This is a genomic window from Trabulsiella odontotermitis (genome assembly GCF_030053895.1).
Lineage (GTDB): Bacteria > Pseudomonadota > Gammaproteobacteria > Enterobacterales > Enterobacteriaceae > Trabulsiella > Trabulsiella odontotermitis_C.
Genome location: NZ_CP125781.1, coordinates 2,062,828 through 2,086,056, shown reverse-complemented (window position 1 = coordinate 2,086,056; position 23,229 = coordinate 2,062,828). Strand labels below are relative to the sequence as shown.

Below are 23,229 nucleotides of genomic sequence, written 5' to 3'. Positions count from 1 at the left end.
ATCGTTTAAATTTTCAGCAATGCGTGTGCTGGTCAGGACCAGCATGCGGGAGTCGTCGCGGTAATGTCCGATATTATTCTTGCTCAGGTTTCACACAGTCTCTCTACAGAACAGTCGCTGGAAGGCCTTGTTCGCCAGCTACTGGAGATGCTGGCGATGGTGACCGATATGGAGACCACCTATCTCACCCGAATCGATATGGGGGCCGAACTGCAACATATTCAGTTCGCACGTAACAGCGGTGAAATGCAGGTGCCGGAAGGGTTCACGTTGCCCTGGGAACAGACACTCTGCAGACGGGCGATCCGGGATAATTGTTTTTATTCCGATGAGGTGGATGTCCGCTGGCAGGATTGCGATGCGGCGCGTGCCCTTGGGATCAAAACCTTATTCAGCACCCCGGTGCATCTTAACGACGGGTCGCTGTATGGCACATTATGTGCGACCAGTAAAACTCAGCACGATTTTACGCTGCGCGGCGAACATGTTCTGCACCTCTTCGCCGGGCTGATTGCCCGCCATATTGAGCGCGAATCGCTGGTTGCTCAGTTGCGTGAAGTTAATGCGGCGCTGAGAGCCTCCTCGTTTACCGACGAACTGACCGGGTTGCCGAATCGCCGCGCGCTGTTTGATCATCTGCCGACGCTGTTTTCCATCGCCAGCCATATGGAACACAAGGTAATTGTCGCGTTTATCGATCTCGATAATTTTAAAGCCATCAACGACCGTTACGGTCATCAGGCAGGGGATGAATTTCTCTGTCAGGTTGCCGCCAGACTGGCGGCCGTCAGAGCCGGCGATGATATTGTGGCGCGTCTTGGCGGCGACGAATTTCTGTTCGCCAGCATCAGCAAAACTGACGGGCCGCTGACTGGCGAGCGGCTGCAGCAAAAGCGCGAGGCGCTACGCGCGCATACGCGTGGCGAGTACGTTCTTCCCGGCGTGACGTTTACCTATCCGGGTGCCAGCATTGGGCTGGTGGCTGTTGACCCCGCAGCGACTGATGCCGAAACCGCCTTGCGTGCAGCAGATGATGCCATGTATCTGGATAAAAAAAGTCGCCGTCAGACGCTCTTTTTCAGCACCATGGAATGACGCTTCGGGTATGATAAGCGCGTTTTGTTAATAAGGAACGACGATGAAATTAGGCGTACTGTTTCCGGTGGCGATTTTCATTGCCGCCATTGTGTTTCTGACCTGGTTTTTTGTTGGCGGCTATGCCGCTCCCGGAGGCGCCTGATGCGTAAAACCACGCTTATCATGATAGTGATTGCTGTCGTCGCGGTTGCCGGAACACAACTGGGCTGGTGGTAAAGCTTGCTGCGTGAAGGCGTTCGGGTATTCCGTCGCCTTCAGCATCATTATTTCTCTTTCTGACTGTCGCTACCCAGCAGAATAAACCCGAAAGGAATGGAAATCAGGATTGTAAAGACGATGCTGTAAATACAAACCATTGCGCCCTGCAACACAAACATGCCGGTTGTCCATTCGGAATACGGTAGATTGTACTCTCTGACAACGCCCCCGAAGGTCGCTCTCCCGACAACGGCCACCGCCGCAATAAACGCAATCACCACAACAGCGATAAATTTCTTGCCATTTTTACTCTTCAGCCTTTCCAGAATCATCGCGCTTCCCTCCTCTGCGACTGGCGACGGTCATCATTGCGGCTAGTTGTAACACTAATGAAAAACATTTTGAAGGTTTAATGTTACATCGAGCCTTGCTGGCACATGGTGCGAAAAACTAAACGCAAATCTGACTTTTATTTGTCATACAAATGATTCATAATCTGTTCCGACATTCGATGTAAACATTCTTAGTTTCCCTGCCGCATCCGTGTGGCAGGTTTTTTTTGCCTCTCGCACTTTGCTGTGCATTATCCTCGCTAAAACAAAATCAATGCGATATGGTTAGAAGCTGAATTGTGCGTTATCAGACCCCGGAAATGGACAGCATCAACATGGATCAACTCACTCTCGCAGAAACCCGCATTCTCTTTTCTTCCTACGGCGAAGGGCTCCCGCCTAACGAACAAACATCGCCCTGTTATTGTGTCGTGCCCTGTTGCGGCACCGAAAAATTTATGGTGTTTGTGCATCGCAATAATTACTGGAACCTGGCGTATAACCGCCTGTTTTGCAGTAGCATGACCGCCACCATGGCCGCCATTCGCTATAACACGCAGATACGCGGCGTCTGATTTCCTTTATCCCCTGCAACCGTCCCGGAGAAAATATGACGCCGCAGATCTATCACGTTGATGCATTCACCGCCGAACCGTTTCGTGGCAATTCTGCTGGTGTCGTGCTGAATGCCGATGGGCTCAGTGAAGCGCAGATGCAACTCATCGCCCGCGAGTTGCGTCATTCGGAGACCGCGTTTTTGTTAAACAGCGATGACAGCGATGTCCGTATTCGCTACTTCACCCCTACCGTGGAAGTGCCAATCTGCGGCCACGCCACCGTAGCTGCGCATTATGTGCGCTCGAAAGTGCTTGGGTTGCGGAACTGCACGGTCTGGCAGACATCGCTGGCGGGCCGCCATCGGGTGGATATTCTTTCTGAGGGAGACGACCTGCGGGTGGCGCTGGAACAAGGTACGCCGACATTTGAGCCGCCGCTGGAGGGTGAAAATCGCGCCGCGATTATTGCCGCGCTTGGGCTCAATGAAGACGATATGCTGCCTGGGCTGCCAATTCAGGTGGCCTCGACAGGCCATTCGAAAGTGATGGTGCCGCTGAAGCCGGAGGTGGATATCGATGCGCTCAGCCCTGACCTTCCGGCGCTGTCGGCTATTAGCCAGCGAATCGGTTGTAATGGTTTTTTCCCGTTTCTTATCCGTCCCGGTAAAGCAGAAACCGACGGCAGGATGTTTTCCCCGGCAATCGGCATCGCCGAAGATCCGGTCACCGGCAACGCTAATGGTCCAATGGGCGCGTGGCTGGTGCATCACGGTCTGATGGCGCATGACGGAAAACGGCTGCATATCCACGGTCATCAGGGTCGCGCGATAGGTCGCAGCGGTGTGGTGGATATTAGCGTGACCATTCGCGATAACCAGCCAGAAAAAGTGACGATTTCAGGAACGGCAGTCATCTTATTTCACGCAGAACTGGCAATTAGCATGTAACGCCTGGGAATAAACAAAAAGGCCGCTACCGCGGCCAAATATCATAATGGATTTTTAAAATCGAAATAATCCATTAAGTCATGAGATTCTTCTTTATCCAGGGTGATTCGTTCTCCTGTTACAATCTGAATAACAAAGACTTCGTCGTGGCTAAGCCAGTCAATCTTCACGATATGTTCAGGATTAACGTATTGATTTTTATTAATTCGCCTTTGAATGATTTTCTTTTTCATTCTTATATCCCTGCGTTAACAATGAGCATCATTAATATAACAATTGATTTACGACTTTCAATCAAAAAATTAAAGGCACAATGCATAACATATTTTCATTGTGCATTATATTTGATATTTATTCTGATAAATGTGAAATGTGAATAACAAAAACACCGTATTTACTGTTTTAGATATTCGGATATTTATCGCGTTTATTAATTTGCACTTTTATCCGCGGGTGCCAACGGATACGCTATCGCCCAGTTGTAAATGGCCTTTGTCAGCGTCAGCGTGCCGGAAACATCGCCGTAGTGGCACGCCTGCCGCTCAAGGAAAAATGCCTGCAGATGTTCTGGCAGGCACTGCGCCCGGTAACGTAATAGCGTGCTGTGCCAGAACGGGGCTGGCAGCGGCGTGCTGGCATGGCGTACGCGTAACGCCTCTCCCCATGATGACGCTAAAAGCTGCGTGCAAAACTGCTGGCGCAGGGCAACAGATTTCTCATCAGGAATACCTGCCAGTAACAACTGACCGGGTAATGCCACCAGCCTGAGATTGCGAATGACCACCGTCGCCCCCTGATAAGCCGCCCAGAGTCGGAGCAACTCATCCGTTTGTGCGGGTAACGGCTCATCGGCACTCCAGAGGGGCTGCGTGATCGGCAGAAAGGTAAAATGGAAAGCCGCTTGTGGCATGACATCAGCCAGCGGGTCACCCCGGCTGATGTGCGCCAGTTCCTGCAACAGCATGATTATTTCCGCGCTCATTACGGGCTGGATCCCCGCACCGATGGCGAATTTATGCGGATCATAAGCGTTGCCCTGTTCCACCTGCTCGCTACCGCGCAGACGTTGCCAGACGCGTAATGTCCGTTCTGTTGTCGAATGGTAGAGCGCGTTCAGCCCGGCAGCGTTCATTTCAGCCCCCTCAGTTCTGATTATTGTGATCGTGCATAACGCCCAGGCGGCAACCCGACATGTCGGCTGAACGCCACGCTGAACGCGCTTGTCGAGCCGTAGCCTGTCCGTTCCGCAACCGCAGCGACGGAGAGTTCTTTGCCGCGAAGTAAATCTTTCGCGATTTTCATGCGCCAGGCAAGCAGGTATTCCATCGGCGCCATCCCTACCCTGCGCGTGAAGCGTGCAAAGAAGACGGAGCGAGATAAGGCGGCAAATTTCGCCAGTTCATCAATAGTCCAGGCATGCTCAATGCGCGCATGCATCTGTTTCAACGCGCGGGCCAACCGTTCATCCGCTAAACCCTGTAATAACCCCGGGGGGGCGCTACCGGTGGCCGCTGAGCGCATCGCCTCAACCAGCAGCAGCTCTGCCAGCCGGGAAAGCATAAACGCGCTACCCGGTTTCTGCTCTGCGGATTCCTCAGCCACCATTTGTACCAGCTGCGACAAACGCGCGGATCCCCGGACGTGAACCACCGTCGGCAGGAGGGAAACCAGCAGGCCAGGATCGGCACAATCGAACAGGAAAGCGCCGCCCAGCGACCGCATTTCCGGGGAGCCCTCCTGATCGCCATAACGCAGCTCACGGTGTTCACTCGCGACATGGAACGGATCGAGAAAGACTGGCGGCGCGGGGACAAAGCTCGACAGCGTAAAGGCGGGCGTCGTGGGTAACAGGATAAAATCACCGGCACTGATGGTCACCGGCTCATGACCATCAACCTTCAGCAGGCAACTGCCTTCCAGCATAATGCAAAAACTGGGCAGGCCGTATTCGGAATAGCGCACCGCCCAGTTGCCCTTGCCGCTGATGATATTGGCAAAGGCAGCGCCAGGGTGAAGCAGCCGAACGACGTCTGAAAGCGGATCGCTCATTTCAGGACTCACGCTAAACAAAACAGGATGATCGATTATCGTTAATCCTGATACGGGCGTCTATTGTTTATTCCGAGTTCACCCACACCCTGGAGCCTGACATGAAAACTGTACTGATCACCGGTTGCTCTTCCGGCTATGGCCTGGAGACCGCCCGCTATTTCCTCGCGCAGGGCTGGAAAGTCATTGCCACCATGCGCACACCGCAGGCGACACTATTTCCCGCATCCAGACATCTTCAGCTCCTGCCGCTGGATGTCACTGAGCCTGACAGCATCGCGCGTACTCTGAAAACCGCCGGACCCATCGACGTGCTGGTGAATAACGCCGGGATTGGGTTGTTTGGCGCATTTGAGGTTACGCCAATGACCACCGTCCGCGACATCTTCGAAACCAATACTTTCGGCGTCATGGCCATGTGCCAGGCGGTTATCCCGCAGTTCCGGGCGCGCCGGAGCGGCACGATTGTCAACGTGACGTCCAGTGCCGCACTGGCCGCGTATCCGCTGGTGGCAGCCTATACTGCCAGCAAGACGGCTATCGAAGGATTTACCGGTTCACTGGAACATGAACTTAACCATTTCGGTGTTCGCGTTAAGCTTGTTGAGCCGGGATATGGCCCGATGACCCGTTTCGCCGCTAATGGTCAGCAGCGCATGCAGGGATTGATCCCGGAAGCCTATGAATCATTCGCCCGTGGCGTTTTTGACGGGTTTGCTAAAGCTACGGCATTTACGCGGGAAATCGATGTCGCCGAAACCGTGTTTGCGGCGGCAAACGACACCTCCGACCGACTTCGTTTTCGTGCAGGGGCTGATGCGCTGGCGTTGCCGTAACCTCGCCTGTCAGATATTTTTACCCGGGTATAATTGACAAGGGTCTGCAAACACCGTAGGCTCCCATTTTTACCCGGATAAAAAAGGTTAGCCTCATGTCTCGTGTCACCTTAACCGCTTTTCAGCAACAACGACAAATCGCCCACGGCAACCTGAGCGAGCTTTTGCAACAGATTCAGGCCGCCAGCATCAGCGAAGAGCCGGTTTTCATTTTTAATGACCGTAACGGCAAGCGCCTTGATATTCATATTCACGGCGATGAAGCCAGCGCCCTGGCGGTCTACCCGGAGCAGGGCAGTCATCAGAGCGAAGAAACCGCCGTTGTCAAATCTCGCGGCAGGCCGAAGCTGGGCGTCTCATCTAAGGAAGTCACCCTGCTCCCCCGCCACTGGGAATGGCTGGCAACCCAGTCAGGCGGCGCGTCCGCTACGCTGCGCAGGCTTATCGATCAAGCCAGAAAATCGAATGAACCGGCCGAAAACAAACGCCGCAGACATGAACGCGCATATCAGTTTATGTATGAAATCGCTGGCGACTTTCCGGAATACGAAGCCAGCCTGCGGGCATTGTTTGCCGATGATGAGGCCGGTTTTAAAACCTGCATTGAGAACTGGCCACAGGATATTCGTCAGTATGCCTGGCAGTTGGCTTTTAAACAGGACGAGGGAAAATAACGCTAACGATGTGCGCGCAAAGAAATCAGCGGCGGAAAGAAATTAATAGAGGACGATACGGGCATTCATATGCCCTTCCTGACGAGTTCCGCCGCTTTTACGAATACCTCGTCTTCGACACCATCGCCATTTTGTCTGCCCAGTCGCACCAGTTCTTCAACGATGGTATTCCGGTTAATCGCCTTCTGCGCAGAGATCAGGCCAATCACGGCGGCGCCAATGGCCAGTCCAACAAGCCCGGTTTGTTCGTCTTTATTTTTCATGATATATCCCCTGATACCCAAGAAAAGCGTAGCACTGAGTATCAACGGCGCCATGGAAAAATAAAAATCTGCTGATTATCAGGACGTTCGGCGTTAAGTCTGCCTATTCGGGGGTGTCCCAGTCATCCAGATGTGAATACAGCGCATCACGCAGATGGCGGAGCTGGCTGTTCAGTTGTGCCAGTTCTTCAGGTGATTGCCCGGAGGCCTCCAGCAGCGAATGACCCAGACAGCCCGCCCGGTTCTGCAACTGCCGTCCCTGCTCTGTCAGGGCGATCACCACCTGGCGTTCGTTGTCCGGGTTTCGCGTCCTGTGAAGAAAACCCGCAACTTCGAGTCGTTTAAGGAGCGGCGTCAGCGTGCTGGGTTCCAGCGCCAGTTTTTGGGCGATTTTGCCGACGGTCTGCTTATCTTCCCGCCACAACACATTCAGTACCAGATACTGGGGGTACGTCAGCCCCATTCCATCCAGCAACGGTTTGTAGATCCTTTGAATCGCGATCCCCGCCGAATACACGGCATAGCACAACTGGTCATCAAGGGGCGGAGGGGGAACATTCTTGTTTGTTTTTAATGTGGTCATCTTTCACTCCTGGTCATCACTTTCGATCATATCACAACAATAACTATCGCGATAATTTTTATCGCTTGACATTGTGCAAAGATCGCCCTAGTTTTTATTTATCGCGATAAATGTTATTGCGAATAACCGAGGATTATGACCATGAAGATAAAAGCTCTCCTGGCCGCCATTACTGCAACTGTGGGTCTTGCCACGGCCACCCTGGCGATTTCCGCCGACCGTATCGCCGACACACAAACCGTACGTAATGTCGTGCTGGTGCATGGCGCGTTTGCTGATGGTTCTGGCTGGCGCGGTGTGTATGACGAACTGACCGGACGCGGTTACCGCGTGACTATTGTGCAAAACCCGCTGACGTCGCTGTCAGATGATGTGGCCGCCACTCAACGTGTTCTTGACCGGCAGCAGGGACCGACGATTCTGGTGGGTCATTCATATGGCGGCACTGTGATCACCGAAGCCGGTGTCGATCCAAAGGTCGCCGGACTGGTTTATGTTTCTGCACTGGCGCCCGATGCAGGCGAATCGACGGCTTCACAATTCACGGACATCCCTCCACCCGCTGAATTTGTCATCGACACGCAGAAAGATGGTTTTGGTTTTATTAATCTGGAAAAATTTAAGACAGGGTTTGCCGGCGATACGAGTGATGGCGATGCGGCATTTCTACGTGATTCGCAAGTCCCGCTGAATATGGCGAATTTTGACGCCAAAGTGACGCATGCCGCCTGGAGAAGTAAACCCAGCTGGGCCATTATTGCCACGCAGGATAAAGCGATCGATCCCAAATTACTGCACAAAACAGCTGAGCGGATTAACGCCCGTGTCGTGGAGGTGAACGCCAGCCATGTGCTCTTCCTCACCCAACCGAAAGCGGTTGCTGATGCCATCGACAATGCAGCGCAAAGTATTAAGGGTTAAGTGTAAAAATTATAAACCGCCGGGTTTCCCTGGCGGTTTATAATTTCCTGTCGTAAACAACGCCCCCCGCAACCATTCCATCAAGGTTGTCACCCTGAGCGGCGTATAGCGACGTGTCGGACGAACAATGGATAAAGGAAGTGGCGGCGGCGCATAGGGCTGGAGTACCGGTACCAGAATCCCGGCATGAATAGCATTCTCGACGATAAACCATGGCAGCATAGTTATTCCTATTCCCTGAATCGCGGCTTCCCGTAAAACTTCGCCATTTCCGGCAAATAAAGGAAAATGCATATCCGGTAATTCTCCCCCCTCGGTAATTCCCCACTCGCTTCGGGCGGTCAGGTACGAATAGCGAAGACAGCGATGCCCTTTAAGATCGGAAGGCGCTTGCGGCGTACCATATTTTTTTAGGTACTCAGGCGAGGCGCAATACAGTCGCGGAAGTTCCGTTATTCGCGTACTGACCAATGTTGAATCCTGGAGTTCGCCAATCCTTAGCGACAAATCAAGGCCTTCTCCCACGAGGTCAGAAATCCGGTCTTCTAACTGCAACTGAATCATTATCTGCGGGTACTTATTCATAAACGCCGGCAGCAACGGCGACAGTTTTCGGATGCCAAAGGTCATCGGCGCGGCTATGCGTATTACCCCGCTCAGGGTTTCCTGAATGCTGGAAAGCCGTTCTTCCGCCTGCTCGAAGGATTCAAGTATCTCTTTGATATCCTGGAAAAACTGTTGCCCGGCGGTCGTCAGTTCGAGCTGGCGTGTCGTGCGGTTAAGAAGATGAACTCCAAGCGCATTTTCCAGAGAGGAGACCCGACGACTGATAGACGCACTGCTGGTTTCCATCTGAACAGAGGCATTATAAAAACTGCCCGTTTCCACCACGGCAACAAAACTGCGTAACGAAACCAGGTCATATTCTTTCATTTTACGTAACGGTGTTTTAGTCACCGCCCCATTTATTGGAAACGAAGCGAAATATATTATGCATCCATTATATGTAGACCAGAGACGGACAATGACAACCCTTTATCATGTAAAGAAAGCAAGTGCACTGCATTATCTGCCTGCCAGTGAATATCACCCGGCAGACACATTTTTTCATTTTTCATTCGCGAATTACTATGACCCGGACAATATGAACTTTGGTGTGTTGCGGGTGATCAATGATGACAATGTTAAACCTCATCATGGGTTTAACCGACATCCGCATAAGGATATGGAAATTGTCAGCTACATCATTGATGGCAAACTGACGCACTGGGACAGCGCCACCCGCAAAGAGGACGTTCTGGAACGCGGGCATGTTCAGACTGTCACCGCAGGAAAAGGTGTCTGGCACTCGGAACTGAATAATGACGATGACTGGTGTCGCTTTCTGCAAATCTGGATTATCCCGCCAGCCCAGGGGCTGGAGGTGCGTTACAGCAATCATAAGTTCACCGCCGGGGATCGGCTGAATACGCTATTGCATATTGTGGGCAGTATCAACAATGGCAATGCACCACTGTTACTGAATCAGGATGTGAACATGTACGCCAGTGAACTGGTGAATGATCATAACGTGACGTTTGAACTGAAAGCAGGACGCCAGGCATATATCAACAACGTTGAAGGAAGCCTGACGGTTAATGAGATCGATACTCTGAATGAACGCGATTCACTGGAAATCCGCGGCCCGGCCACGCTGACATTGCGGGCAACAACAGAGCACAGCCATTTTATTGTCATTGAAATGCCAGAATCCGGCGTCTGAGAATGATACGAGAAACAGGTACCATGATGTTATATGTAATTAATAACTGTATTGATTTCCGCGCGGGGCAAAACCAGCTGGTTCTGAAAGGTTCCGGCGTTGCGACAAAGCTGACGTATCCGGCGGCAAGATGTCTCGAACTGATGCTGGAGCAGCACGGGAAAATTGTTACTCATGCTGAATTATACCAGAAGGTCTGGGAAGAACGAGGGGCAAATACCACCCCGAATACGCTGTATCAGAATATTTCTCTTATTCGCCGCGCGCTTAAGGAAATGATCCCTGATGGGGATAAACTTATCAATACCATTCCCAGAAGAGGATTCCGCATCCATTTTGATGCTGTGGTAAATAAAGTGAACATCAGCGATGTTCAGCCTGTGGTCGCTGATATCATCATCCGTGGGCAGGATATTCAGTTGCCGTCAATCCCGGCGCGTATTTCTGGCTCGGAGAAGTTGAACGTGAATATTGGCGCATTGCTATTTTCCAGTATCGAGAAATTCATGACGTCCTTGAGTGTATTAGGTCAGCAGAGTTTCAGATAGTGGCTGCTGGCGATGGGGATCGTACCCTGCCTGCAAGTCCGGTACTGTCAGCATTAACTCATCCTCTGCCACGAGCGCTATGTCATGCCTGACAACAGGTATAGCGCTCGTGTTCTTGTCTCTTATTTTCCTTATTTAATCTCCTGAAAACCTCAACTTCCGCCAGGAAAACAGAACGAAAAACCAGCAAGCCATTCAAAAGCAGCAGCTTCTCTTTAAATACCCTTATTTAAAAACCTGTTTCACCGCACTGCATTACTAAGAGTATTTCATTTGTTATGCGCAGGCGCTGGCGAATAAAATATCCGTAACGGAAGGATATACACAGGGAAGTGTACTGACTAAACCCACTATTTTTATTTATCGCATTACCGCCAGGTCGCTTTGGTAAATCCCTCTCGGCGTAATTAATACGCACCACATTAAATTTAAGTAGCACACATGGAACCGGGAATGGCTCCTTAACTTACAATGTCATGCTAAATAGAGTTGTATTACTTATGAATTCACCCAAGAAAAACGTCTGGTTTAAACCAGGTAAAATTGCGCTGATGGTAAGCGCCATACTGGCGACGTCAACACTCCCTGTGAGCGCGGAAAGCCTCAAAGTGGTCATTAATGACAGTACACCCGCGGCAGATCGGCAAGTGGATATCAATGACAGCATCGATATGGCGTTTATTTCGATGTCAGCCGATGGCATGATTCGCATGAAAGATAATATTACTATTAATGCGGAAGGGATATATCAGTATGATGGCAATACAAATCTTAGCGCTACACGGTTTGCTCATCTTACTGCCGGGACGTTTGATCTGGGGAGTGGCGTTACCATCAATTACTTCCCGACATCGTCATGGAGTAATAATTTCTATTCCGTCCTTAAGTTTGCCGGGACATCCCGGGCAACAGCGGAAAACCTGACCCTGTCATTGGGTATACTGGAAGAGGCGCCTTCCAGTGCGATTACCGTTGATGATACTGCCTCTCTGACATTGACTGGCACCACCACCATCAACAACGGCGGGATCAGTACGTATGGTGACGCGGTATTAAACGTTGAAAATCTCAACCTTGTTTATACCCCAACCTTCGACAAAATAGTTACCTCACACAGCGCCGGACTCACGCTGGGTGGTAAAGAGGCGAATTTTACCGGTGATGTCAATATCCTGTTAACTGGTACCAGTAGCTATACTGACGCAATAAGCGCAACGGATGCGTTCAATTTTCTTGGCAAGACCACCATTACCATTATCAACAACTCGCCGAGTGTATCCACAGCACCCCGGGGTGTCTTTTTACTCGATACACATGCCACCCTTCCGGATCCGGCAACCGCAGGCCCGGGAAAACGCTATTTCAAAGACTTAGCTATCACTATCCTGAACTCGTTGCCGAATGGATTTACCGATGGCGTGCTTTATACCGGGCGCGCAGAAGGTAGTTCCGATCTGACCATTGATAATCTTGATATTAAATTGACAGGTAATGGCACCGTCCGCGGCGTGTATTTATGGGACTACCTGAATGAAGGTAGGACGAAGAATCTGATTAAAAATGCCACCATTCAGATGAAAGGTAGCGATACCGCAATGCTGAGAGGCTTTTTCAGCACCAATATCCTGGTTGATGGTTCGGAGCAATGGGATTCAGATACGGTCGTCGGCAATATCAATATTCAGACTGAAGGCGGCAAGACGGCCTATTTACTGCACCAGGCAGATGCCCGCTTCACCGGTGATGTCACGTTAGGCAGCCAGCTTTCCTATGATTCTGTTGCCGATAAGCTGTATTCCGTTTACGGTTCGTATGCCGGAACCACTGATATTACCAACCATAACAAGCTGGTTGCCTGGGGAACCATGCTTGCCAAAGGCAATCACACCATTGATATCGTTTCTGGCGATAACTCTTATATTTACGGCGACACTCAGACGGCGGATCAGGGCACGATCAACCTCGCGCTGAACGGCAGCAACAGCCGCTGGGATATGGTTGCCGATTCAACGCTGACCACTCTGTCGCTGAAAGACGCGACCCTCAACTTTATGCCTGCCAGCGCGCAGAGCCGTAAGCTGACGCGTGATGCGGTAGCGTTCAAAACCCTGACCGTCAACGGTGATTATCAGGGCGACAATGGTAACATCGTCATGAACACCCAACTGGGTGATGACAGTTCTCCGACCGACCGTCTGCTGATCAGCGGCAACACCAGCGGCACCACCAACGTCAAGGTGCTGAACGCAGGCGGCGCAGGCGGCCTTACCACTGACGGTATCGAGTTGATTAGTGTGGGTGGGGATTCTGACGGCGAGTTTAAACAGAACGGGCGTATCATTGCTGGCGCCTATGACTACACCCTGCAGCGCGGCGAAGGCCAGAATGTTAAGAACTGGTATCTGAGCAGCGCACTGTCTCCGGAAGATCCTGTTGACCCGATTGATCCGGTGGACCCTGTTGACCCGGTTGATCCACAGGACCCGGCTGACCCTGTCGTACCACAAAAACCGGTGACGCCGCAGAAACCGACTCAGCCGAAAGAGCACGCCGTGCGCCCGGAAGCCGGTCTGTATGCCATGAACCTGCAGGCTGCCAACAACCTGTTTACCACCCGTCTGCATGACCGTCTGGGTGAAACGCATTACGTTGACGCACTGACCGGCGAAACCGCCGTCACCAGCATGTGGTTGCGTAACGTTGGCGGGCATACCCGTCAGAAAGACAGCAGCGGTCAGCTGAACATGCAGAGCAACCGCTATGTGATGCAGCTGGGCGGCGATATCGCGCAGTGGAGTTCGGACAACGCTGACCGTTATCACCTCGGTGTGATGGCGGGCTATGCCAACCAGAAGAGCCGCACGGTCAACCACCGTAACGGCAACCGTGCTGACGGCAGCATCAGCGGTTACAGCGTCGGTGTCTACGGCACCTGGCTGCAGGATAACGACACGCTGGAAGGTGCATACGTTGACAGCTGGGCGCAGTACAACTGGTTCGACAATACCGTTTCCGGTCATGGTGTTGAGTCTGAAGCGTATGATTCTGATGGCTTCACCGCTTCTGTTGAATCGGGTTACACCTGGAAACTGGCGGACCTCAGCGAACGCAATTCGCTGTACATCCAGCCGAAAGCCCAGATCACCTGGATGGGCGTGAAAGCGGATCCGCACAAAGAAGCCAACGGCACCCGCGTGGAAGGCAACGGCGACGGCAACATTCAGACCCGCGTCGGCGTGCGTCTGTACGGTCACGGCCACAACCAGCTGGATGACGGTAAAGGCCGCACCTTCCAGCCGTTCGTGGAAGCCAACTGGATCCACAACAGCAAAGACTTTGGTGTGTCGCTGAACGGCGAGCAGGTAGAGCTGGCAGGTGCCCGCAATATCGGTGAACTGAAAGCCGGTGTTGAAGGTCAGTTGACGAAGAATGTCGCCCTGTGGGGTAACGTCGGTCAGCAGATCGGTGACAAAGGCTACAGTGATACACAAGGTATGTTGGGTCTGAAATACGCCTTCTGACTTTTCAACCACCCGTGTCAACGCGGGTGGTTTTTCCCTTCTTCACCACTGAATGAGTCACGATAACTTTTTTCATAAGCCTGCCAATCTTAAATTAAAAGCTTCACAGACTCAGTCAATTTATGTTACTTGCGAAAATCAAGTGGCGCTTGCCCTGATTGTATATACGAAGCGACATTATCGAATGTAATCATTGAAGCTTTACAAAAAATACATTTTGCGCCAAATGGATTTTTCTCGGAAACATCAAAATTTGATGTTCTGTATTGCGAACCGTGACAAAAGCAAGTCAATAGAGGGAAAACTGGCGTGTAAAATATTAGTAAAGCTTCTAAATTAGCCTCCTGCATAAATTCCTGGTAATACTTATTTATGTTCCTGGATTTATCACCATTTGCATGTAAATTTCCATTTACCTTTAAGGCACAATTTCATTTATATAAGAATTTATAACAATTTTAATACCCTGCTAATTATTTTTGCGATAGCACTATTTGCTAAACTTTTCATGTTACAAATACGCCAACAAATAATATCTTTCTGTTTTTTCAAGATATTAAATTTCATCACTATTGACACTATTCTTTTAATCACCCATCGGTCAGTTCCCTCTTGAAACCTTTCGCAGCGCTACCCTGCCTGAACCAGCTCTCACAGCAGACATAAAACCTCATACCAGCAACGTCTTAATATCAGCGGAAATCCGATACAGGGCGGACGCTGCTCGCATCGTTGTCAGAATGATCGCGGAAAAGACTGGGTGATCGTCATCACAAAAGCAGGGTCATGATGAGGGGGTTTTGGGGAAACGTTTTGGGGAAAGTTTTGGGGAAGAATTTTTCGAGGGCAGTAAAAAAGGGAGCCGAATGACTCCCTTTCGCATTTAACCCAGCAACTGGATTACATGTTCGCGATAATCGCGTCGCCAAACTCTGAACATTTCAGCAGCTTAGCGCCTTCCATAAGACGTTCAAAATCGTAGGTCACGGTTTTGGCAGCGATGGCGCCTTCCATGCCTTTCACGATCAGGTCTGCGGCTTCGAACCACTCCATGTGGCGCAGCATCATTTCTGCGGAAAGGATAACGGAACCCGGGTTCACTTTGTCCTGACCGGCATACTTCGGCGCAGTACCGTGGGTCGCTTCGAACAGTGCGCATTCGTCACCGATGTTCGCGCCCGGCGCGATACCGATACCACCAACCTGAGCCGCCAGGGCGTCGGAGATGTAGTCGCCGTTAAGGTTCATACAGGCAATCACGTCATACTCCGCCGGGCGCAGCAGGATCTGCTGCAGGAAGGCGTCAGCGATAACGTCTTTGATGATGATCTCTTTACCGGTTCTTGGGTTCTTGATTTTCTGCCACGGGCCGCCGTCAATCAGTTCGCCGCCGAATTCTTCGCGAGCAAGCTGGTAACCCCAGTCTTTGAACGCGCCTTCGGTGAACTTCATGATGTTGCCTTTGTGTACCAGCGTCACAGAATCACGGTCGTTTGCAATAGCATATTCGATAGCCGCGCGAACCAGACGTTTGGTCCCTTCTTCAGAGCACGGCTTGATGCCGATACCGCAATGCTCAGGGAAGCGAATTTTCTTCACGCCCATCTCTTCACGCAGGAATTTGATCACTTTCTCCGCGTCGGCGCTGTCCGCTTTCCATTCAATACCGGCATAAATATCTTCAGCGTTTTCACGGAAGATAACCATGTCGGTCAGTTCCGGGTGTTTTACCGGGCTTGGGGTGCCCTGGTAGTAACGAACCGGACGCAGGCAAACATACAGATCAAGCTCCTGACGCAGCGCAACGTTCAGGGAACGAATACCGCCACCGACCGGGGTGGTCAGCGGGCCTTTGATGGCAACGCGATAGTCACGAATCAGATCAAGCGTTTCAGGCGGGAGCCAGACGTCCTGGCCGTAAATTTTGGTGGATTTTTCACCGGTGTAAATTTCCATCCAGGAAATTTTACGCTCGCCTTTATAGGCTTTCTCGACAGCGGCATCCACCACTTTCAGCATCGCCGGGGTAACGTCAACGCCAATACCATCGCCTTCAATGAACGGGATAATCGGGTTGTGAGGAACGTTGAGTTTGCCGTTTTGCAGGGTGATTTTCTGGCCTTCCGCCGGAACAACTACTTTGCTTTCCATTAACCTCTCCTTCGAGCGCTTCTGGGTTTGCTCCTCCTTTCTCGCACCGCAGGCGCGGACAAGTTTGAGCAATATTTTTTGTTAATGATTTGTAATGGGCCTGTCAATACTACCTGAATGTTTGGTTCCATGAAAGGCATTCGTAATTAGGCTATAATGCGGCAATTGACCATGCCTGAAAATACCATGCCGAAAACTTCTTATAGAAATCACCGGGTTGAGCGATTCAGCTCGAGACAATCCGCCAGACCACGTACCGATAACTCGCCAAAGCGCGTCATTCTGTTCAATAAACCTTACGATGTGTTGCCGCAGTTTACTGATGAAGCGGGGCGCCGTACGTTGAAAGACTATATCGCCATACAGGGCGTGTATGCCGCCGGGCGGCTCGATCGCGACAGCGAAGGGCTGCTGGTCCTGACCAACGACGGCGTGTTGCAGGCGCGACTGACCCAGCCGGGAAAGCGAACAGGCAAGATTTACTACGTGCAGGTCGAAGGCGAACCCACGGACGAGGCGATTAACGCGCTGCGTAACGGCGTCACGCTGAACGATGGCCCCACCCTCCCCGCTGGCATTGAACGGGTGGACGAACCCGAATGGCTCTGGCCGCGCAATCCGCCCATTCGCGAGCGCAAGTCGATCCCCACCCGCTGGCTGAAAGTCACCTTATATGAAGGGCGCAACCGTCAGGTACGGCGCATGACCGCCCATGTGGGCTTCCCTACCCTGCGCTTAATTCGCTATGCGATGGGCACTTACACACTCGACAATCTCGCCAGTGGTGAATGGCGGGAGGCATAAATAAAGGAGTCAGGATGTTTAAGCCGCACGTTACCGTCGCCTGCGTGGTGCATGCCAAAGGCAAATTTCTGGTCGTGGAAGAAACCATCAATGGTAAGGCGCTGTGGAACCAGCCTGCCGGGCATCTTGAAGCCGATGAAACCCTGGTGCAGGCTGCCGAACGTGAGTTGTGGGAAGAGACCGGCATCCGCGCCACGCCACAGCATTTCATCCGTATGCATCAGTGGCTGGCACCGGACAAAACGCCCTTTCTGCGCTTCCTGTTCGCCATTGAGATTAGCGATACGTGCGCGACTGACCCGCATGACAGCGACATCGATCGCTGCCTGTGGCTGACGGCAGAGGAGATCCTCAACGCAAAAAACCTGCGCTCCGCGCTGGTTGCCGAAAGTATTCGTTGCTGGCAGAGCGGAGAGCGCCACCCGCTATCGCTGGTTGGGGAATTTAACTGGCCGTTCACAGAGGGTGTCAAGTGAGGGGGCGCGTGCTAGAATACGCCGCCTTGAAGTTCAATGTCGTGAGTATTCCATGTCAGATAACAGCCAGAAAAAAGTGATCGTCGGCATGTCCGGCGGTGTCGATTCCTCCGTTTCCGCTTACCTGTTGCAACAACAGGGCTATAAAGTGGAAGGCCTGTTCATGAAGAACTGGGAGGAAGACGATGGCGAGGAATACTGCACCGCTGCCGCGGATCTGGCTGATGCCCAGGCGGTCTGCGACAAACTCGGCATTGAACTGCACACCGTTAACTTTGCTGCAGAATACTGGGATAACGTATTCGAACATTTCCTCGCGGAATATAAAGCCGGGCGTACGCCGAATCCGGATATTCTGTGTAATAAAGAAATCAAATTTAAAGCCTTCCTCGAATTTGCCGCTGAAGACCTCGGTGCGGACTATATCGCCACCGGTCATTACGTCCGCCGTGCGGACGTTGACGGCAAAAGCCGCCTGCTGCGTGGGCTTGACGGTAACAAAGACCAGAGCTATTTCCTCTATACCCTCGGCCATGAGCAAATCGCCCAAAGCCTGTTCCCGGTCGGTGAACTGGAAAAACCCCAGGTGCGCAAAATTGCCGAAGATCTGGGGCTTATCACCGCGAAGAAAAAAGACTCCACCGGTATCTGCTTTATCGGTGAGCGTAAATTCCGTGAGTTCCTGGGGCGCTACCTGCCCGCCCAGCCGGGTAAAATCATCACCGTTGATGGCGATGAAATCGGCGAACATCAGGGGCTGATGTACCACACGCTCGGTCAGCGCAAAGGGCTCGGCATCGGCGGCACCAAAGAAGGGACCGAAGATCCGTGGTATGTGGTCGATAAAGACGTTGAGAATAATGTGCTGGTGGTGGCGCAAGGGCATGAACACCCTCGCCTGATGTCCGTCGGGCTGATTGCCCAGCAGTTGCACTGGGTTGACCGCCTGCCGTTTACGGGTACGCTGCGCTGCACGGTCAAAACCCGCTATCGCCAGACTGATATCCCCTGCACCATCACGGCGCTGGATGACGATCGCATCGACGTCCGTTTTGACGAGCCGGTCGCCGCCGTGACGCCAGGTCAGTCTGCCGTCTTTTACCGCGGCGAGGTCTGCCTCGGCGGCGGTATTATCGAGCAGCGTCTGCCGCTGCCTGTTGAATAAGCCAATTGCGCACAGAAAGGAGCAAGTGTGGCGAAGAATTATTATGACATCACGCTGGCGCTGGCAGGGATCTGCCAGTCAGCCCGACTGGTGCAACAACTGGCACATCAGGGACATTGTGATAGCGATGCCCTGCACGTTTCGCTGAACAGCATTATCGATATGAACCCGGCATCCACGCTGGGTGTTTTTGGCGGCAGCGAAGCCAATCTTCGTACCGGTCTGGAAACGCTGCTGGGGGTGCTGAATGCCAGCAGCCGTCAGGGGCTCAACGCCGAACTGACCCGCTATACTCTCAGCCTGATGGTACTTGAGCGTAAACTGGCCGCCAGCAAAGGGGCGATGGATACGCTGGGTAACCGTATCGCCGGGCTGCAACGCCAGCTTGACCATTTTGACTTACAATCTGAAACGCTGCTCAGCGCAATGGCGGGCATTTATGTAGATGTGATTAGCCCGCTGGGGCCGCGCATTCAGGTCACTGGCTCGCCCGCCGTACTGCAAAGCCCACAGGTGCAGGCCAAAGTGCGCGCCTCGCTGCTCGCCGGTATCCGTGCCGCGGTGCTGTGGCACCAGGTCGGCGGTGGCCGACTGCAACTCATGTTTTCCCGTAAGCGCCTGACCACACAGGCGAAACAAATTCTCGCTCATTTAACTCCGGAGTTGTGATTTATGGAATTATCCTCCCTGACCGCCGTTTCCCCTGTCGATGGACGCTACGGCGATAAAGTCAGCGCGCTGCGCGGGATTTTCAGCGAATATGGTTTGCTGAAATTCCGTGTACAGGTTGAAGTACGTTGGCTGCAAAAACTGGCCGCGCACGCAGCGATCAAGGAAGTTCCTGCTTTTGCTGCCGACGCAAACGGTTACCTGGATAAGATCGTCGCTGATTTCAATGAACAGGATGCTGCGCGCATCAAAACCATTGAACGCACCACCAACCACGACGTGAAGGCGGTTGAATATTTCCTGAAAGAGAAAGTGGCGGATATTCCGGCGCTGCATGCCGTATCCGAGTTCATCCACTTCGCCTGCACCTCGGAAGATATCAACAACCTGTCGCACGCGCTGATGTTAAAAACCGCGCGTGATGAAGTGATCCTGCCTTACTGGAGCCAGATCATTGAAGCGGTGAAAGCGCTGGCGGTGGAGTATCGCGATATCCCGCTGCTGTCGCGCACCCACGGTCAACCGGCCACGCCGTCTACCATGGGTAAAGAAATGGCTAATGTCGCTTACCGTATGGAACGCCAGTATCGCCAGTTGAACCAGGTGGAAATCCTCGGCAAAATCAACGGCGCGGTCGGCAACTACAACGCCCACATCGCCGCTTACCCGGAAGTGGACTGGCATGAATTCAGTGAAACGTTCGTCTCTTCGCTGGGTATTCAGTGGAACCCGTACACCACGCAGATCGAGCCACACGACTACATTGCTGAGCTGTTCGACTGCATCGCACGCTTCAACACCATTCTGATCGACTTTGACCGCGACGTCTGGGGTTATATCTCGCTGGGGCACTTCAAACAGAAAACCATCGCCGGGGAGATTGGTTCCTCAACGATGCCGCATAAAGTGAACCCGATTGACTTCGAAAACTCGGAAGGCAACCTTGGCCTCGCCAACGCGGTGATGCAGCATCTCGCCAGCAAACTGCCAGTTTCACGCTGGCAGCGTGACCTGACAGATTCCACCGTGCTGCGTAACCTCGGCGTGGGGATTGGCTATGCGCTGATCGCTTACCAGTCCACTCTGAAAGGGATCAGCAAACTGGAAGTGAACCGCGACCATCTGCTGGATGAACTCGATCACAACTGGGAAGTGCTGGCAGAGCCCATCCAGACGGTGATGCGTCGTTACGGCATCGAAAAGCCGTACGAAAAACTGAAGGAGCTGACCCGCGGCAAGCGTGTCGACGCGGAAGGCATGAAGCAGTTCATCGACAACCTGGCCTTGCCGGAAGCCGAGAAAACACGTCTGAAAGCAATGACGCCGGCTAACTATATTGGCCGCGCTATTCAGATGGTTGACGACCTCAAATAATCCGCCCCTTCGCCCTTCTGTCCTCTGTGACAGAAGGGTTCTCTCTCCCCGGTTTAAGCAATGTTTATCCCCACAGCGCCATAATCAGCGTTAGACTAGAGACATCGCAAAGAAAAGGGAGCCAGGCTATGCGCGTGCTCGTTGTTGAGGATAACGCCCTGTTACGCCATCACCTCAAGGTACAACTCCAGGAAATGGGGCATCAGGTGGATGCCGCAGAAGACGCCAGAGAAGCGGATTACTATCTCGGCGAACACCTTCCTGATATCGCTATTGTTGACCTCGGGCTGCCGGACGAAGACGGCCTGTCGCTCATTCGCCGCTGGCGTAGCCACGACGTTTCATTGCCGGTGCTGGTGCTGACCGCACGGGAAGGCTGGCAGGATAAAGTCGAAGTGCTGAGCGCCGGGGCGGACGATTACGTCACCAAACCGTTTCATATTGAAGAAGTGGCTGCACGGATCCAGGCGCTGATGCGCCGCAACAGCGGGCTGGCATCGCAGGTGATCTCCATGCCGCCGTTTCAGGTGGATCTGTCGCGTCGCGAACTGTCGATTAGCGACGAGGTGATCAAACTGACCGCTTTTGAATACACCATCATGGAAACGCTGATCCGCAACAGCGGCAAAGTGGTCAGTAAAGATTCGCTGATGCTGCAGCTCTATCCTGATGCGGAATTGCGCGAGAGCCATACCATTGATGTGCTGATGGGGCGTCTGCGGAAAAAAATCCAGGCACAGTATCCGCACGACGTGATCACCACCGTGCGCGGCCAGGGTTATCTGTTCGAACTTCGCTGATGGGCAGACTGTTACGGCATTTTCTGCCGCTCTCCCTGCGCATCCGCTTTCTGCTTGCCACTGCCGCCGTGGTGCTGGTGCTGTCGCTGGCGTACGGAATGGTGGCGCTTGTCGGCTACAGCGTCAGCTTCGATAAAACCACCTTCCGTCTGTTACGCGGCGAAAGTAATCTCTTCTATACACTGGCGAAATGGGAAAACGGCAAGGTCAGTGTTGAGGTGCCCGAAAATCTCAGCCTGCAAAGCCCCACCATGGCGCTGATTTACGATAAACAGGGCAAACTGCTGTGGATGCAACAGGACGTGCCGTGGCTGGTCGAGCGCATCAGTCCGGACTGGCTGAAAACCAATGGTTTTCACGAGATAGAAGCGAATATTAACGCCAGCAGCGCGTTGATTCGCAGTGATCACGAAGTTCAGCAGCAGCTTAATGAAATCCGTGAAGATCATGACGACTCAGAAATGACCCACTCGGTGGCGGTAAATATCTACCCTGCCACTGCCCGCATGCCGGAGCTGACGATTGTAGTGGTCGATACCATCCCTATCGAACTTAAGCGTTCGTACATGGTGTGGAGCTGGTTTGTGTACGTACTGGCCGCCAATCTGTTGCTGGTGATCCCGCTCTTATGGCTGGCAGCGTGGTGGAGCCTGCGCCCCATCGAAGCGCTGGCTCGGGAAGTGCGCGAACTGGAAGAACATCACCGCGAGGCGCTGAACCCGGAAACCACCCGAGAACTCACCAGCCTGGTACAAAACCTGAACCGTCTACTGAAGAGCGAGCGCGAGCGCTATGACAAATACCGCACCACGCTGACCGATCTGACCCACAGTCTGAAAACACCGCTGGCCGTGCTACAGAGCACGCTGCGCTCGTTGCGCAGTGAAAAACTGGCGGTTAACGAGGCAGAATCGGTGATGCTGGAGCAGATAAGCCGCATCTCGCAGCAGATTGGTTACTTTCTTCATCGCGCCAGCATGCGTGGCGGCACCGGGATCCTCAGCCGTGAGCTGCACCCTGTGGCGCCACTGCTTGATAATCTCACCTCAGCGCTCAATAAGGTTTACCAGCGCAAAGGCGTAAATATCTCGCTCGATATCTCGCCAGAAACCAGCTTTGTCGGCGAGAAAAATGACTTTATGGAAGTGATGGGCAACGTGCTGGATAACGCCTGTAAATATTGCCTTGAGTTTGTTGAGGTCTCGGCGCGCCAGACGGACGATCATCTGCATATTATTGTTGAAGATGATGGCCCCGGCATCCCGCGCAACAAGCGCACGCTGGTGTTTGACCGCGGCCAGCGGGCAGATACGCTGCGCCCCGGCCAGGGCGTCGGGCTTTCTGTGGCACGTGAAATCGCTGAACAATACGACGGCAGCATCAGCGCCGGCGACAGCCTGCTGGGCGGCGCACGTATGGAAGTGATTTTTGGCCGCCAGCACAGCGGAAGCAAAGAAACATCCGCATGACATAAATTTAACGATGCCTGCATCGTTCTGCA

26 protein-coding genes are annotated in these 23,229 nt (G+C 52.7%); 17 read left to right on the top strand and 9 right to left on the bottom strand.

The genetic code is table 11. The features are described from left to right. Nucleotides 1–63 precede the first annotated feature (63 nt). Nucleotides 64–1,095, top strand: coding sequence for a sensor domain-containing diguanylate cyclase (locus tag QMG90_RS09980; RefSeq protein ID WP_283283661.1), 1,032 nt, complete (start codon nt 64–66; stop codon nt 1,093–1,095). A gap of 43 nt (nt 1,096–1,138) precedes the next feature. Further along, nucleotides 1,139–1,240, top strand: a complete 102-nt coding sequence (locus QMG90_RS09975) for a YoaK family small membrane protein (protein WP_283283660.1) — start codon at nt 1,139–1,141, stop codon at nt 1,238–1,240. 121 nt (nt 1,241–1,361) lie between these two features. Here QMG90_RS09975 and QMG90_RS09970 read toward each other — a convergent pair whose 3' ends face one another. Further along, complete coding sequence (locus QMG90_RS09970) at nt 1,362–1,628, bottom strand: DUF2534 family protein (protein ID WP_283283659.1); 267 nt, start codon at nt 1,626–1,628, stop codon at nt 1,362–1,364. Nucleotides 1,629–1,927: 299 nt separating this feature from the next. Here QMG90_RS09970 and QMG90_RS09965 point away from each other — a divergent pair, with 299 nt between their 5' ends. Next, entirely contained in the window at nt 1,928–2,203 is a 276-nt protein-coding gene (locus QMG90_RS09965; RefSeq protein WP_283283658.1) for a hypothetical protein, read from the top strand. A gap of 35 nt (nt 2,204–2,238) precedes the next feature. Next, nucleotides 2,239–3,132, top strand: coding sequence for a PhzF family isomerase (locus QMG90_RS09960; RefSeq protein WP_283283657.1), 894 nt, complete (start codon nt 2,239–2,241; stop codon nt 3,130–3,132). Between the two features lie 41 nt (nt 3,133–3,173). Here QMG90_RS09960 and QMG90_RS09955 read toward each other — a convergent pair whose 3' ends face one another. From QMG90_RS09955 to QMG90_RS09945, 3 genes are all read right to left on the bottom strand, one after another. Next, the gene (locus QMG90_RS09955; RefSeq protein WP_283283656.1) at nt 3,174–3,365 is read right to left on the bottom strand and encodes a hypothetical protein; all 192 of its coding nucleotides are present in this window, start codon (nt 3,363–3,365) and stop codon (nt 3,174–3,176) included. 197 nt (nt 3,366–3,562) lie between these two features. Further along, nucleotides 3,563–4,264, bottom strand: coding sequence for a hypothetical protein (locus QMG90_RS09950; protein ID WP_283283655.1), 702 nt, complete (start codon nt 4,262–4,264; stop codon nt 3,563–3,565). A gap of 20 nt (nt 4,265–4,284) precedes the next feature. Continuing rightward, on the bottom strand, nt 4,285–5,181 hold the full coding sequence (locus QMG90_RS09945) for an AraC family transcriptional regulator (RefSeq protein WP_283283654.1): 897 nt from the start codon (nt 5,179–5,181) through the stop codon (nt 4,285–4,287). Nucleotides 5,182–5,282: 101 nt separating this feature from the next. Here QMG90_RS09945 and QMG90_RS09940 point away from each other — a divergent pair, with 101 nt between their 5' ends. Next, on the top strand, nt 5,283–6,017 hold the full coding sequence (locus QMG90_RS09940) for an SDR family oxidoreductase (protein WP_283283653.1): 735 nt from the start codon (nt 5,283–5,285) through the stop codon (nt 6,015–6,017). Between the two features lie 95 nt (nt 6,018–6,112). Beyond that, nucleotides 6,113–6,691: a DUF2239 family protein gene (locus tag QMG90_RS09935; RefSeq protein ID WP_283283652.1), complete on the top strand. Its 579-nt coding sequence runs from the start codon at nt 6,113–6,115 to the stop codon at nt 6,689–6,691. 65 nt (nt 6,692–6,756) lie between these two features. Here QMG90_RS09935 and QMG90_RS09930 read toward each other — a convergent pair whose 3' ends face one another. Further along, nucleotides 6,757–6,954 carry a hypothetical protein gene (locus QMG90_RS09930; protein ID WP_283283651.1) on the bottom strand — a complete coding sequence of 66 codons (198 nt, stop codon included), beginning with the start codon at nt 6,952–6,954 and terminating at the stop codon, nt 6,757–6,759. A gap of 103 nt (nt 6,955–7,057) precedes the next feature. Next, nucleotides 7,058–7,537 carry a MarR family winged helix-turn-helix transcriptional regulator gene (locus tag QMG90_RS09925; protein ID WP_283283650.1) on the bottom strand — a complete coding sequence of 160 codons (480 nt, stop codon included), beginning with the start codon at nt 7,535–7,537 and terminating at the stop codon, nt 7,058–7,060. 141 nt (nt 7,538–7,678) lie between these two features. Here QMG90_RS09925 and QMG90_RS09920 point away from each other — a divergent pair, with 141 nt between their 5' ends. After that, nucleotides 7,679–8,458 (top strand): alpha/beta fold hydrolase, encoded by a 780-nt coding sequence (locus QMG90_RS09920; protein ID WP_283283649.1) that lies wholly within the window; start codon nt 7,679–7,681, stop codon nt 8,456–8,458. Nucleotides 8,459–8,467: 9 nt separating this feature from the next. Here the strand turns inward: QMG90_RS09920 and QMG90_RS09915 are convergent, their stop codons facing one another. Further along, a complete protein-coding gene (locus QMG90_RS09915; RefSeq protein WP_283283648.1) occupies nt 8,468–9,415 on the bottom strand; it encodes a LysR family transcriptional regulator in 948 nt (315 codons plus the stop codon). 67 nt (nt 9,416–9,482) lie between these two features. Between QMG90_RS09915 and QMG90_RS09910 the strand changes: the two genes are divergently transcribed. The 3 genes from QMG90_RS09910 (at nt 9,483) to QMG90_RS09900 (ending at nt 14,289) form a co-directional block, all read left to right on the top strand. After that, a complete protein-coding gene (locus QMG90_RS09910; RefSeq protein ID WP_283283647.1) occupies nt 9,483–10,220 on the top strand; it encodes a pirin family protein in 738 nt (245 codons plus the stop codon). 23 nt (nt 10,221–10,243) lie between these two features. Then, the gene (locus QMG90_RS09905) at nt 10,244–10,768 is read left to right on the top strand and encodes a winged helix-turn-helix domain-containing protein (protein ID WP_283283646.1); all 525 of its coding nucleotides are present in this window, start codon (nt 10,244–10,246) and stop codon (nt 10,766–10,768) included. Between the two features lie 500 nt (nt 10,769–11,268). After that, nucleotides 11,269–14,289 carry an autotransporter outer membrane beta-barrel domain-containing protein gene (locus QMG90_RS09900; RefSeq protein ID WP_283283645.1) on the top strand — a complete coding sequence of 1,007 codons (3,021 nt, stop codon included), beginning with the start codon at nt 11,269–11,271 and terminating at the stop codon, nt 14,287–14,289. A 125-nt stretch (nt 14,290–14,414) separates the two neighbouring features. Here QMG90_RS09900 and ymcF read toward each other — a convergent pair whose 3' ends face one another. After that, complete coding sequence (gene ymcF, locus QMG90_RS09895) at nt 14,415–14,609, bottom strand: cold shock small protein YmcF (RefSeq protein ID WP_283283931.1); 195 nt, start codon at nt 14,607–14,609, stop codon at nt 14,415–14,417. A 580-nt stretch (nt 14,610–15,189) separates the two neighbouring features. Beyond that, nucleotides 15,190–16,440, bottom strand: a complete 1,251-nt coding sequence (gene icd, locus QMG90_RS09890) for an NADP-dependent isocitrate dehydrogenase (protein WP_038154441.1) — start codon at nt 16,438–16,440, stop codon at nt 15,190–15,192. 156 nt (nt 16,441–16,596) lie between these two features. On the opposite strand from icd, the gene rluE reads away from it, so the two are divergent. The 7 genes from rluE to phoQ all read left to right on the top strand — a co-directional run bounded on the left by rluE (nt 16,597) and on the right by phoQ (nt 23,197). After that, nucleotides 16,597–17,244, top strand: coding sequence for a 23S rRNA pseudouridine(2457) synthase RluE (rluE, locus tag QMG90_RS09885; RefSeq protein WP_283283644.1), 648 nt, complete (start codon nt 16,597–16,599; stop codon nt 17,242–17,244). 14 nt (nt 17,245–17,258) lie between these two features. After that, entirely contained in the window at nt 17,259–17,720 is a 462-nt protein-coding gene (locus QMG90_RS09880) for an NUDIX hydrolase (protein WP_283283643.1), read from the top strand. 52 nt (nt 17,721–17,772) lie between these two features. Continuing rightward, the gene (mnmA, locus tag QMG90_RS09875) at nt 17,773–18,885 is read left to right on the top strand and encodes a tRNA 2-thiouridine(34) synthase MnmA (protein WP_283283642.1); all 1,113 of its coding nucleotides are present in this window, start codon (nt 17,773–17,775) and stop codon (nt 18,883–18,885) included. A 27-nt stretch (nt 18,886–18,912) separates the two neighbouring features. Beyond that, nucleotides 18,913–19,554, top strand: a complete 642-nt coding sequence (gene hflD / locus QMG90_RS09870; protein ID WP_283283641.1) for a high frequency lysogenization protein HflD — start codon at nt 18,913–18,915, stop codon at nt 19,552–19,554. 3 nt (nt 19,555–19,557) lie between these two features. Continuing rightward, on the top strand, nt 19,558–20,928 hold the full coding sequence (gene purB / locus QMG90_RS09865; protein WP_283283640.1) for an adenylosuccinate lyase: 1,371 nt from the start codon (nt 19,558–19,560) through the stop codon (nt 20,926–20,928). A 128-nt stretch (nt 20,929–21,056) separates the two neighbouring features. Continuing rightward, complete coding sequence (phoP, locus tag QMG90_RS09860; protein ID WP_283283639.1) at nt 21,057–21,728, top strand: two-component system response regulator PhoP; 672 nt, start codon at nt 21,057–21,059, stop codon at nt 21,726–21,728. Then, nucleotides 21,728–23,197 carry a two-component system sensor histidine kinase PhoQ gene (gene phoQ / locus QMG90_RS09855; protein ID WP_283283638.1) on the top strand — a complete coding sequence of 490 codons (1,470 nt, stop codon included), beginning with the start codon at nt 21,728–21,730 and terminating at the stop codon, nt 23,195–23,197. Before phoP ends, phoQ begins: the two co-directional genes overlap by 1 nt. Nucleotides 23,198–23,229 lie beyond the last annotated feature (32 nt).